Raw genomic sequence first — 12,975 nt, 5'->3', positions numbered from 1 at the left:
ACCGCCCTACTTCTTCTGAATCATTCTTAGGGTAATACCGGCGAGCATTAAGATCACGATCGCCATTACGGCCCAAAGCCAAAACTTGTTTTCGAAAAGTGGCGAAACCAATTTGGTTCCTTTTTTAGGAATGTCCTGCATATCGCCTAAAGACAATGAGGAAAGATTCGTTGGAATCTGGGAACCAGCCTGGGCAATGTCGTACTGGGGTTTCGTAGCATTGGCCTTGCCGAAAGCCAAGTAATAGCTTGCCGGTTTGGTAAACCTGACGAGGAGTTCATGTACATATCCCTTTGCCGAAGCGCCTTCAATATTCAATGGTTCATTGTCGTGATTTTGAACGGTAACCCGAAGTTTTTGGGTCAACGTACTTTTAAAGCTGAACGTATTGTCTTCGATAGAACTTAAGGTTCCCGAGCTTAAATTGCGATAGCCGTAGCGCCATCCTTTTTCCGTTTGTGTGCTATCGGCGAGATAGGAAATTACAACGGGACGGTAATAATCGACATCGTTCTGCACATCTATTCGTAGCATGCTGATAGGCAAACGTCTTTTAAAATCGATATCCAGAATGGTCTGTTTGTCCTCTTCATGAATACTGGTGTAGGTTGCCGTATACTCACGATATTTGGCATTTATTTCATCATCTACACTTATTTTAGCGGCCCGTATGTTCGGTTTCTCGGCATTCTTTATGAGCAAGCGGTAATAACGGTATGCCGAATTGCTGAAATTCAGCTCCGAAAAAGAATAATCGGTCTGTGCGTTCTTAATGGCGACGATGCGGTAATCGTTTAAAATAGTGAACCATTCGTCTTGATTTTGGCTTCCTTCTAAGACCACCTTCCAATCGTAATTTTCATTGGCAATGTCGAGTTTTATCTGATTGAGGTCTTCCAGGGTATTCACTTTATAGGTAAAGTAATGCCCTTTGGCATTCGAAGCTACGTTCAATAGTTCGAAATCGACTCGCTTACGGAATTTTTCACCGGAGGCGATGTGCAATAGGTAAGGCGCTTCAATAGTATCACTATCGACGACACCATAAATACGAAGGTCGTTCATTTCTTGGGCGACTTCTCCAAATAGGACATCGGGCAACTGCACTTTGTGCCATTGGTCTTGAATTCCGGATAGCGCCATTTTATGGGCGTAGGTATCCAACTGCGCAAATGACACGGCACAAAAAAGGAATCCCAAGAAAAAAAGTAGTTTATTCTTCATGTGGTTCATCGGCGATTTTGTGTTTATACTTGTTGTAAAGAAACGAAATGATCAAAAGCAATATACCTAAGGAAACAAAAACAACGGTCTTCGTAATGGTGTTCATCGAAGCGATATCATAGAAAAACAATTTTACCAAAGTGATCGCAAAAAGGGCAATAGCACCCATTCGCAGGTATTTTTTGTTTTTATAAATGCCCAGGGCTATAAGGAACAAAGCGTAAACGCCCCATAGAATACTTAAACCTAATTTATAACTTTGGGTAGACCCGGCAAGATCCATCCACTGCAGTAGTTCGCTGCTTAAAATCCATAAGATGGATAGGTGTAGTACAAACTCAAACGGGATACGAAGGTTCGTGCGCATAAAGGTGGCCCTTCCCAATCTGAACAACGCAAACAATAATAGGGCGAAAAAAGCCAAGGCTACATATCGGATACCGATGTTAAAAGAACTGCTTCCATAAGAAGATAGGTCTTCATTAAGGAGACTCTGTCTTATTTCACTGAGCAAGTAGAGTCCCTCGGCCAGAAAGAGTAGCGTAGCCAGCACCCCGACAAGAAGCGTAGCGATACCTAGAATTCGATTTTTTAAAAATTTAATGTTGGCCAAGGCTAGGGCGGCGATGAAAAAGAGCGTGTAGTTGAGCAGCCAAATAGCACCAAAATCCTTCAATTCATAATTGTATTCGGAATAGGAAATCTCACTGCCATCCATAACAGGAATCTCGGATGCCCTGAACAGCTTGTCAAAATAATATTCGATTTCCAAATAAATGGCACCGTAGAGCGAAAGCAGCAGTATAATGGGCATACCAAAGGCCATTATATTTTGCAACCAATTCCTGTCCTTTACCTCAGCTACCCAATCTGTTTTTTGATGAATATAATTGATAAACCCAAAAGCGGCCACAAAAAGCATTGAAGAGAGAAAATCAATGTTGAAGATTGACATGAAAAAGTCCTCTTGATAATAGGTACTATAAGCGGTTCCCCAGTCATGGGTAAGACTCAGCACTGCCAATAGCATAAGCGGATACGATAGGTATTCATACACCGGCACGTTTTTCGTACGACCGATCCAGAAGAGCAATGCAGCCTCCATAGCCCATAATAAGGTTACCCAATTGCCATCTAGCTGAACGGGCACCGCTATGGTGATAAAGACCAGTACTAGACCAGAAACCAAATAGAAGAGGTTGCGATCGGCCAGTTTTTTCCTGTATATGAACGCGCTTACCACAAAATGCACAATGGCATTGCAAAGGGTAAATACGCCCAATAGTTGTTTTCCTGTTTCCTGGTGCGTCAAAAGATTATAGCCCAAACCGAAGAAAATAAAGGAGTTTAGCAGCAGCATCACCACGTCCGATTTTCCGAACTTTTCGTTGGCCCTTAGTTTGAATGCGAGGAAGATGCCATAGAAAAGTAAAAAGAAGACACACAAAAAAAATAGCGCCACCGGAAAGTGCTTTTCGGTTTCGTAGGAAAAGGCCGAAAATACACTGTAAATGAGCCAGGTAAAAACAAAGGCGGAATAGTAGAGCGGTTTCCAGTACTTTTTAAACGCGATGATCAAAATACCCAAATTGATAATCGCTATATAACTCAAGAGCACCGCGGCGTTGCCCGAGTCGTTGCTCAATAAAAAGGGAACTGCATAGGAGCCGACCAGGCCGATGTGGGCAATGACCTGCTTGTTGTAATGCAGCGCGGCAACAACGCCAAAAGCGGTGAACAACAGCATAAGACCAAAGGCGATGAGCTGTGGAAAAAGTCCGTAAAAGCTGTAAGCGGCAAAAGTGATGAAGTATAATATGGCCAATGCACCACTTACCAGGACCGCACTGTAATTCTCGTATTTGGTTTTCAATTTAATACCAAAACCCAATAAGCCCAAACCGGCAAAATAACCTAGGATGATTCGCGTAAGCGGACTGATAAGGTTATTTTCAATGGAGTATTTGGCACCGATAGCTACACCAATGACCAAAATGGCTATGCCTATTTTATTGATGAGGTTTTCTCCAACAAACTTCTCCCAATTCGATTTGCTTTTTGGTTTTCTTTCGCGCTTTTCGGCAATGGGTGGGGCAACCGGTGTCTGAGAAACAAACTTCGTCGGCTTTATTTCGGTCTGTTTTTCATCTTGGCCCAAAGCATCTATTTTGGCCAATGTTTCCGGGGGTATAGATTCAGCTTTCTGTTCTGAAGCAGGTTTTTCCCTAGGTTGTTTTTTAAGCAATTCTATCTCTCTGTACAAGGCCATCAGCTCTTTCGCAAAGCCTTCTTGCTTACTTAAGAGTATTTCGAGCTTTTGGTTGAGCTGATCAATTCGATCTTGGTGGTCCGCCATAGGATTTGGTTTGTTCTTAGCGTTACTTTTTCTGGGATGCTACCCATAGAAACGCAAAAGGGTCTCCTTTATTGATTTTGTTTCGCATATTTCAAAAAAGGTCGAAATAAAGTACATACTACACTTATCAGTATCGCTTCTATTTCATAGCTTCAAATTGATGACTTCATTCACCTACCGTGACCTTGGTAAACCGCAGTAAAATACTGTTGATATGGATTGATTTTTTCGCACCGACGTGAGTAGTGAAATTCGATTAATTGTTGAACTCTCCAAAGTGCCATAAAATTCCGGAAGGGTCATGAAGAAAAAGTTCGCTGCCCCATTCCATTCTTTTGATTTCGGAAAGTCGAACTTTTGCATACTTCTTATGTAGGTCTCTCCCGAGCAGGTCTTGGTAGCATTTTTCTACGTCATCCACCTCCAGAAAAATCATCGAATTATCGACCCAGTCACGTACGTAAGCCTTTTGGAGGTAGAAACCGATATTTTCGTTTACCCTGAAAAAGCACATGTCATGCCCGATTTTGATTTCTTCAAAACCCAATTCTTTATAGAACCTTCTAGATTCCGTATAATTCTTGGCGCCGATAAAGGTCCGGATTGATTTTGCTTTATAGTCCATTGGTTATGAGTCACATATTTACAAAAACATGGCCTGCTTCCGGAATTTCGGTCAGGTCGAACTCCTTTTCGTTCAACAGAATTCCATGTTCCAAATAGGCTTTCAAGTTGGCCAACCAGAAGGTCCATCCGTTGCTGCAGCCATTATAGATTTCCATTTTACTTTTTTCATCGGTCGGAATCTCGAATTGTTTTAAGGAGACCAAAACGGCATCTCCCTTTTCCTCAAGGTTTACCGAAACCCTGCTCACCTTTGCGAAAGAGAATTCCAAAAAGTCCTTATCATTGGTTCCTAGAACGGTGCCGGTCTCACGGCCATTCCAGTTATACCATTCCCAGATGTACGAATCTCCGGCTTTTATGAAATCATCGTCCTTACGCGGATGCCCCTTGGCGCCCGAGTAGCGGGCCTTTCGAAGAAACCAGGATTCAATACCCGTTTTAGTGGCCCAGCACCAATAGAGTTTTTCTAGGGGAGCTTTGATGTAAATTTTTTTGGTAAACGAATCAAAATGTAGCTGTTCCATACTAGTCTATTTTAGGTGTTGCAGCCTCATGGTAGCACTACCGCAAAGCTATCGTATAGTCGACTCATTCTTCCGGCCAAATACCGGTATTTAAGAATACCTGTTAACGGCCATCCTTTTCTTGATCGTATTGGTTATGGCCTGAGTTTCTCTCCCGGCATTCATTGCTGTTCCCATGAGGTTGCCAAAATACTGCCGTTTGCCCTCTCAACGCGAGGCTTCTGGACGGCAGGCCTAGTTCCTAATTGCTTTTACGTTCCAATTCAAGACGATACAGTTCCCTTCCAAGTTGTGCCAAAAACGGAAAACCGATGTCATCGTACTCGTAAGTATCGTCATTGAAAATACCATTTTTGTTAACTAGAATGGTGGCCGTTAACAGAAATTCCACACCGTTTTTGGTGTCCTGTATGTAGGCGGTGTCCGTTAGAGTGCCATAGGCATCACCGACCTTATTATAAATGTTGATATGTTCTGGAATGTTTTCCCTAGTATCTCCGTACATGAAAAATTTACAGTATCCATCATAATAGGTGTCGGCATCATAGCCCGTATTTTTGGGCACTGTACGCATGGCCGTTCGTACAAAATCGAGCTGTTCCCGCGTCAGGTCTATTTTCTCATCCTGTTTATATAATTCCGGAAACATGACCGTCTTGAGTAATCGATGTTGCGTTTCAATGGGATAATAATTTTTTAGGCTAAAATCGAAAGGCTCCCGAAGCAAAGAATCTTCGGATCGATAGCCAGAACCTTTTTCAATATGTTTTAAAACGAGCGCTTTTGCGGTAGTATTAATGCTTCCGGGTAGGGTCGTGGTGGTGCTGTCGTTGAGGTATGCAATGAGTGGTTTGGTCGTTATTTCGTCTGCTTCGGGGGTAGAGAGTCGGTGTGAGATACGAACCGGACCTAGTGCAATGCGATGCAATTCGGTGTTGATATGATCTTGTCCTAAAAATTCGAAAAGCCGATTGTACGCCTCGTTGTCACTCACGGCGAAAATCTTTTGGATTTCTTTGGCGAAAGTAGTGGTCAACGAATCGCCCTCTACATAAAATTTGGTGTTTCGATTTATTCCTTTCAACCCATTCAGTTTCGATAGGGCCAAGAGTGCAATAGGAAACTTGACCGTACTTGCAGGATAAAAGTAGCGGGTAGAATCCACTTGAAAATCAAAATCCTCCAAAACCAGCTGTTCGCCCTTTCTATCGATACGGGTATACTTGATTTGTACCTCGTACCGCGAAAGACTGTCGACTACACGCTTTATTTTTGGATGTTTAGAAGCCAATGCCTGCTCCAAAAGGTTCGATTGCAAGGGTTCTTTAACTCCGCAGGAAAAAAGAAAACAGCTTATGAACAAAAAAAGAAGGTGATTTTTCATTGCTACCGCTTTTCTGATTATTTCTTTTCCTGGGCAACCCATACTTCGGCTCGATGTGGTTTCAGGGCATCCCTGACGGCCATCATATCTTTTTCGGCGATGACCATAAATGCCAGGCTATGCATATCCGAAAGATGTTGACTCCCTGTAATGTGTAGCGGTAACCCCTCAACAGCAATGTATTCCTTCAAGTGTTTTTCATGGTGAACCGCTGTTTGGGCCCCGTTCGGGCCTTTAAAGTCCCATATCAATTTGATTTCCCTATCCACTTTTTTCTATTTGTTGAGAATACCGAAGGTACTAAATTCCGGTACATCGTTAAAAATTAGCCAAGGAACCTAATGGTAGCTTGCGCAGCAAAAGGTATTTGCTATTTTTGCACGATGCACATGAAAACTTCAGGTTTTAAGAAAGTGTTCTCCTCTTTGGGAGGTGTTCTCTTTGTATTCGGTTTTTATTCCTGTGGAAAATTTTTTGAAAAGCAGCCCGACCAGGAACCCTTGGCCCGAGTGGGGGAAGCGTATTTGTATCGCTCTGAGATAGAACCGCTTTTGGGCTTGAATATGTCGAAGGAGGACAGTGCTTCTTTTGTCACCAGTTATATCAACAACTGGGCCTCCAATAAATTGTTATTAGGTAAGGCCAAGATCAATCTTTCCGAGGACAAGCTGGCGGAGTTCGATGAATTGGTCGCGAATTATAGGAATGATCTGTACACCCGAGCTTACAAAGAAGCCTTGGTCGCTCAAGGTAGCGATTCTTTGGTGACCGATCAAGAGCTGGAGGATTTTTACAATATCGAAAAGCAGAACTTTCGTCTAAAGGAAAAACTGGTACAATTGCGATTTGTACAGCTACCGAATCAATTTTTGAACAAGGATGAGGTAATTAAGACGTTGAAGCGGTTCAACGCCGATGACATTCAATATTTAGATTCTATCGGAGTGCATTTCAACAAACTGAATTTTAACGATTCCCTTTGGGTGACGGTAGACAGGGTTATTTCTGAAATACCGCCATTGACCGCTGAAAATGAGAAAGAGTACTTAAAAAAATCACAATTTTTCGAGTTGGAGGATGCAAAGGGGGTATATTTGACCAAGATTACCGACGTTTTGAAAGCAAACGATATCGCCCCACTTTCCTACATAGAACCTACCATCAAACAAGTATTGCTCAGTAGACGACGGCTTGATTATATTCGCAAGCTCGAAACGGAGATTATCGATGAAGCCATTAAGGACAAAGAATTTGAAGTGTATGCAAAAGATGATAAATAAGGTTGCGTTAGGGTGTTCATTATTCCTTTCGTGTGCCGTTTTCGCCCAACAGTTAGACAGTATTCCCGACGCGCAAATAGCCCCTGAAGATACTACACTCGCAGCTGAAATGGCAGTTGCAAAAGATACGGTAAAGCCTACGTACAAAAGAACCAAACTCGATGGTATCGCTTCGGTCGTAGGGGATTATGTGATTTTGGAATCGGATATCGAAAAGACCTTGATCGATCTTCGCAGTCAAGGAGCGTCAACAGAGGACATCACGGAGTGTGGCTTGCTGGGTAAATTGATGGAGGACCGTTTGTACGCCCATCAAGCGGTTCAGGATAGCATTCTGGTTTCAGATGACGAGGTGAATGCACAGGGGGACCGTCAGTTACAGCAATTGGTGCAGCAAATCGGTTCTATGGAGAAGGTGCTCAAGTATTACCGCAAGGAAGATGAGGCCAGTTTTAGACAAGAGCTATACAAAATCAACAAACTGCGTATGCTATCGGAAAAGATGCAGCAGAATATCGTTTCCGAGATAGAGATAACTCCCGAGGAAGTGCGCCAGTTCTTCAATAAGATTTCCGAGGACGAGCGACCTGTTTTCGGTGCCGAGATGGAAATCGCCCAAATCGTCAAAAAGCCGAAGCCGACCGATGTAGAAGTACAGGCAACTCTGGACAAACTGAATAAGATCAAAGCTGATGTCGAGGATAACGATGCCAGTTTTAGCGTAAAGGCGATTCTGTATTCACAGGGCCCCTCAAAATCACAGGGCGGACTCATTCCCGGAGTCACGAAAAATTCTGGTTTGGTGAAGGAGTTTAAAGATGTGGCTTTCACTTTAAAGGAAGGTGAGGTTTCCGAACCTTTTGAGACGATGTTCGGCTGGCATATCATGTATATGGAAAAAATACGCGGCCAAGAACTAGATGTAAGGCATATATTATTGCAGCCCGAAATATCATCGAAAGCCTTGGAAAACGCCAAGACCGAATTGGATAGTGTGCGGCAACAAATCCTTGATGGCAAATACACTTTTGCCGAAGCGGCGTTGAACTTTTCCGATGAGGAAGAAACCAAATTTGATGGTGGGCAATTGCGCAATCCCCAGGATTTCGGCCCACGTTTTGAATTGACCAAAATGGATCCAGCACTTTACAACCAAGTACGTAACCTAAAGGACAATGAGATTTCCTATCCCATAGAAGAGCAGGACGAGAGAGGTGGTGGTATTTCTTTTAAGCTGATGAAGGTTACCAACCGATATGATGAGCATACTGCCGATTTTGCGAAGGACTATACCAAAATTCAACAATTGGCGAAAACGGAAAAACAATTCAATGCCATCAAAAAATGGATGGACGAACATATTGAGGAAACGTATATCAGTGTTAACGATTCCCGCAAAGACTGCGATTTCGCCAACAATTGGGTTAAAGAATAAACCACTTCAATGTCAGACGTTACAGCGATTACGAATTTAGTACAAAGACATAAAGACCTAAAACAAGAGATCGGTAAGGTTATCGTAGGACAGCATGAAGTCATCGACCAAATTCTTTTATCTATCTACACCGGGGGTCATTCATTGCTTATTGGCGTTCCCGGACTGGCAAAGACCTTAATGGTCAATACCATCGCGCAGACCTTGGGATTGGACTTTAAACGAATTCAATTCACTCCTGATTTAATGCCCAGTGATATTTTAGGGAGCGAGGTGCTTGACCAAAGTAGGAACTTCAAGTTTATCAAGGGACCTATTTTTTCTAATATTATCCTGGCTGACGAAATCAACCGAACACCCCCGAAAACACAGGCCGCCTTGCTGGAAGCGATGCAGGAGCGTTCGGTGACCATTGCCGGTCAACAACATCAACTCGATTTGCCATATTTCGTTCTGGCAACGCAAAACCCCATAGAACAAGAAGGTACCTACCCCTTGCCAGAGGCACAGCTCGACCGTTTTATGTTCGCTATCGAGTTGAAGTACCCTTCGATCAGTGAGGAAGTACAAGTGGTGAAATCTACTACCAGCGATCATAGACCGGTAGTGAATACCTTGTTCAATGCTGCCGAAATTCTTGAGGTGCAACAGTTGGTGCGTCGTATTCCGGTGCCGGACAATGTGGTGGAGTATGCTGTAAAACTGGTGAACAGTACGCGGCCAAACCTTAAAGCCGCCGACGACTATGTAAAGAATTACATCGATTGGGGAGCAGGACCGAGAGCCTCACAAAATCTAATTTTAGGAGCCAAGGCGCACGCGGCCATTAACGGAAAGTTCTCCCCGGATATCGAAGATGTACAAGCGGTAGCTATGGGTATTCTAAGACATCGTATTATAAAGAATTACAAGGCAGAGGCTGAGGGCATTTCAGAGGAGGCCATTATTTCGAAATTGCTGTAAACTTCGTTTCACAATTAGGGGACAGGGCGGCTTGCGCAACTTATATTTTCGGGCCGTACCGGTGGGCATTGCTTCACTCTAACCCACTTCTCTTTATCAATTCCCAAAAATAAGTTCAATCCTGAAGCTAAAATTTTAGTAACCCCTAGTATTTTATTAACTTCGTGGGATTACATGAATCTTAAATTTATAACGAATGGCATTTGATATTGATATGATCAAAGGGGTTTACGCCAACATGGCGAAAAAGGTCGATGCGGCACGCGAGGTCGTTGGTAAACCATTGACCCTTTCTGAAAAGATTTTATACTCACATCTTTGGGAGGGTACCCCTACCAAGGCATACACGAGGGGAAAGGACTATGTTGATTTTGCACCCGATCGTATCGCTTGTCAAGATGCTACGGCGCAGATGGCCTTATTGCAGTTCATGCAGGCCGGGAAGCCAAAGGTCGCCGTGCCTACAACAGTACACTGTGATCACCTTATTCAGGCCAAGAGCGGTGCGGAGGCCGATTTAAAATCAGCCAACAATACGAGTGCCGAGGTCTTTAATTTTTTAGAGTCCGTTTCAAACAAATATGGTATCGGTTTTTGGAAACCAGGAGCAGGCATCATTCACCAAGTGGTATTGGAGAATTACGCTTTTCCGGGCGGCATGATGATCGGTACCGATTCGCATACTGTAAATGCCGGCGGATTGGGAATGGTCGCCATTGGAGTAGGGGGTGCCGATGCCGTTGATGTAATGGCAGGTATGGCTTGGGAATTGAAGTTCCCGAAATTGATAGGGGTAAAGTTGACCGGGACCATTTCCGGGTGGACAGCTCCAAAGGATGTAATCTTAAAAGTAGCCGAAATCCTAACCGTAAAAGGTGGGACAGGAGCGATTGTCGAATATTTTGGACCAGGGGCCAAGGCCTTGTCCTGTACCGGTAAAGGAACCATTTGTAACATGGGCGCCGAAATCGGTGCGACCACTTCTACTTTCGGGTATGACGAGTCTATGGAGCGCTATTTGAGGGCTACGGATAGGGCCGATGTTGCCGATGCCGCCAACACGGTCAAGGAATATTTGACCGCGGACGAAGAAGTATATGCCAACCCGGAACAGTATTTTGACCAGGTGATCGAAATCAACCTTTCTGAATTGGGACCTTTGCTGAACGGCCCTTTTACGCCTGACCTTTCTACGGAAGTCGGAAGCGATATGCGGGAAAAGGCTACTGAGAACGATTGGCCTATACAAGTAGAGTGGGGTTTGATAGGATCTTGTACGAATTCATCGTATGAAGATTTATCAAGGGCATCGTCTATTGCGCAACAAGCTTTGGACAAAGGACTTAAAATGAAATCCGAATTGGGAATCAATCCCGGTTCCGAACAGGTGCGTTTTACTGCGGAAAGGGATGGTATTTTGGGCGTATTCGAAAAATTGGATGCCAAGATTTTCACCAACGCTTGTGGCCCGTGTATTGGGCAATGGGCCAGGTATAGTGATCCTAAAAATGCACCGAAGAACAGTATCGTGCATTCCTTTAATAGAAACTTTGCCAAACGTGCCGATGGGAATCCGAATACCCATGCTTTTGTGGCATCGCCAGAGTTGACCGCGGCGATTGCAGTGGCTGGACGGTTGGATTTTAACCCGATTACAGATACGCTGATCAATGAAGAAGGTCAGGAAGTAAAGTTCGAGGAGCCCACAGGTTGGGAATTGCCGCCAAAAGGCTTTGAGGTAGAAGATGCCGGTTTTCTGGCACCGGATGCCGATGGTTCCGGGGTTGTCGTTAAAGTAGCGCCCGATTCCGAACGCTTACAACTGCTCGAACCCTTCGTACCGATAGAAGACCATGAATTACAAGGAGTGAAATTGCTGATCAAAGCTTTCGGAAAATGCACTACGGATCATATTTCAATGGCGGGGCCGTGGTTGCGCTTCAGGGGGCATTTAGATAATATTTCGAACAACTGTTTGATCGGGGCCGTTAATGCTTATAATAAGAAAACGAATTTCGTGAAAAATCAGCTGACTGGAGAATACGGAGGAGTTCCCGACACACAACGGGAATATAAGGCCGCTGGGATTAGAACGATCGTCGTAGGTGACCACAATTACGGTGAAGGTTCATCACGTGAGCACGCCGCCATGGAGCCTCGTCACCTAGGGGTAGCTGCGGTTATCGTGAAGTCTTTTGCGCGAATTCATGAAACCAATCTTAAAAAACAGGGGATGCTTGGCTTGACGTTTGCGAATGAAAGCGATTATGACCTTATTCAAGAAGATGATACCTTTAATTTCGTCGATATCGCGGACTTCGCTCCCGATAAGCCCTTAACCATTGAAGTCGTGCATGCCGATGGGAGTACCGACACCATTAAGGTGAATCATACTTACAATGATGCACAAATCAATTGGTATCGCGAAGGGTCTGCATTGAACGTTATTAAAAAAGAGAATGCGGCCTAGAAAGGATGTCTTATCAATCGCCCATGATTTTTGGCGAAGAATAGCATGATAATCCAGTCCGGTGTATGGCTTTTCTATTATAAATGAAGAAAAACTCTCGAAAGTCTTCGGGAGTTTTTTAGTTTTGGCAGAAACGTAATTCTAAATTCGGTTAATGAAAAAAAGCTCTTTCTTCACTCTCCTTATCATTGCCTTTGTACTGGCTTGTTTCTTGACGCCTTTGGGCGATTTTTTTAAAGTACGTTTAAATCGGATTTTTGCCGCTTCACCAGCGATAATCGAATTAGAGAATTGTGGTAAAATCGACAGCTACAATTGGAAGTTGAAAGATGGGAAATGGGATTTTTTCAATTTTAACAAATCGAAGGGTAACGTGGTTTTTATAAACTTTTGGGCGTCTTGGCACCTTCCTTCCAGAGCCCAGTTCAAAGAAATCGAGACATTGTATGAACAGTATGGTGACCGAGTGGATTTTTATCTTATAACCGATGAGGAAAGGGAGCCCGCGGAAGAATTTTTAAATAAAAACAAATACAATCTCCCAATTACGTATCAGATTATAGGCGAACCTGCCCCGCTTCCTTTACTACCACCCCCGGGTTGCTACCTACTAGATAAAAATGGATACATCCGCATTCATCAAACAGATATTTCCGATTGGACGAATGGAAAAGTGACCGATGTTATAGACGAGATACTTGCGGAAAAATAA

The 12,975-nt window shown here is 43.7% G+C and carries 11 protein-coding genes; 5 read left to right on the top strand and 6 right to left on the bottom strand.

The annotated features are described in order from the left end of the window. Positions 1–6: 6 nt before the first annotated feature. From FGM00_RS11525 to FGM00_RS11500, 6 genes are all read right to left on the bottom strand, one after another. The gene (locus tag FGM00_RS11525; RefSeq protein ID WP_175416217.1) at positions 7–1,224 is read right to left on the bottom strand and encodes a DUF3999 family protein; all 1,218 of its coding nucleotides are present in this window, start codon (positions 1,222–1,224) and stop codon (positions 7–9) included. Continuing rightward, positions 1,214–3,580, bottom strand: coding sequence for a DUF2339 domain-containing protein (locus FGM00_RS11520; RefSeq protein ID WP_138853049.1), 2,367 nt, complete (start codon positions 3,578–3,580; stop codon positions 1,214–1,216). The genes FGM00_RS11525 and FGM00_RS11520 overlap by 11 nt, the downstream gene beginning before the upstream one ends. Positions 3,581–3,836: 256 nt before the next feature. Next, complete coding sequence (locus tag FGM00_RS11515; RefSeq protein WP_138853048.1) at positions 3,837–4,205, bottom strand: VOC family protein; 369 nt, start codon at positions 4,203–4,205, stop codon at positions 3,837–3,839. Positions 4,206–4,215: 10 nt separating this feature from the next. Beyond that, positions 4,216–4,731, bottom strand: a complete 516-nt coding sequence (locus tag FGM00_RS11510) for an SRPBCC family protein (RefSeq protein WP_138853047.1) — start codon at positions 4,729–4,731, stop codon at positions 4,216–4,218. A 241-nt stretch (positions 4,732–4,972) separates the two neighbouring features. Next, positions 4,973–6,115, bottom strand: coding sequence for a serine hydrolase (locus FGM00_RS11505; RefSeq protein ID WP_138853046.1), 1,143 nt, complete (start codon positions 6,113–6,115; stop codon positions 4,973–4,975). 17 nt (positions 6,116–6,132) lie between these two features. Continuing rightward, on the bottom strand, positions 6,133–6,384 hold the full coding sequence (locus tag FGM00_RS11500) for a hypothetical protein (protein WP_138853045.1): 252 nt from the start codon (positions 6,382–6,384) through the stop codon (positions 6,133–6,135). A gap of 120 nt (positions 6,385–6,504) precedes the next feature. Between FGM00_RS11500 and FGM00_RS11495 the strand changes: the two genes are divergently transcribed. The 5 genes from FGM00_RS11495 (at position 6,505) to FGM00_RS11475 (ending at position 12,975) form a co-directional block, all read left to right on the top strand. Next, the gene (locus FGM00_RS11495) at positions 6,505–7,395 is read left to right on the top strand and encodes a peptidyl-prolyl cis-trans isomerase (RefSeq protein WP_138853044.1); all 891 of its coding nucleotides are present in this window, start codon (positions 6,505–6,507) and stop codon (positions 7,393–7,395) included. Then, entirely contained in the window at positions 7,376–8,830 is a 1,455-nt protein-coding gene (locus tag FGM00_RS11490; RefSeq protein WP_138853043.1) for a peptidylprolyl isomerase, read from the top strand. The genes FGM00_RS11495 and FGM00_RS11490 overlap by 20 nt, the downstream gene beginning before the upstream one ends. A 9-nt stretch (positions 8,831–8,839) precedes the next feature. Continuing rightward, on the top strand, positions 8,840–9,793 hold the full coding sequence (locus tag FGM00_RS11485) for an AAA family ATPase (RefSeq protein ID WP_138853042.1): 954 nt from the start codon (positions 8,840–8,842) through the stop codon (positions 9,791–9,793). Positions 9,794–9,989: 196 nt separating this feature from the next. After that, positions 9,990–12,263 carry an aconitate hydratase gene (locus FGM00_RS11480; protein WP_138853041.1) on the top strand — a complete coding sequence of 758 codons (2,274 nt, stop codon included), beginning with the start codon at positions 9,990–9,992 and terminating at the stop codon, positions 12,261–12,263. A gap of 154 nt (positions 12,264–12,417) precedes the next feature. Beyond that, positions 12,418–12,975 carry a redoxin domain-containing protein gene (locus FGM00_RS11475; RefSeq protein ID WP_138853040.1) on the top strand — a complete coding sequence of 186 codons (558 nt, stop codon included), beginning with the start codon at positions 12,418–12,420 and terminating at the stop codon, positions 12,973–12,975.

Origin of the sequence: Aggregatimonas sangjinii, from assembly GCF_005943945.1 — a bacterium.
Taxonomy (GTDB): domain Bacteria; phylum Bacteroidota; class Bacteroidia; order Flavobacteriales; family Flavobacteriaceae; genus Pelagihabitans; species Pelagihabitans sangjinii.
The sequence above is the reverse complement of the archived record's forward strand: the minus strand, read 5'-3'. Positions and strand labels throughout refer to the sequence as shown.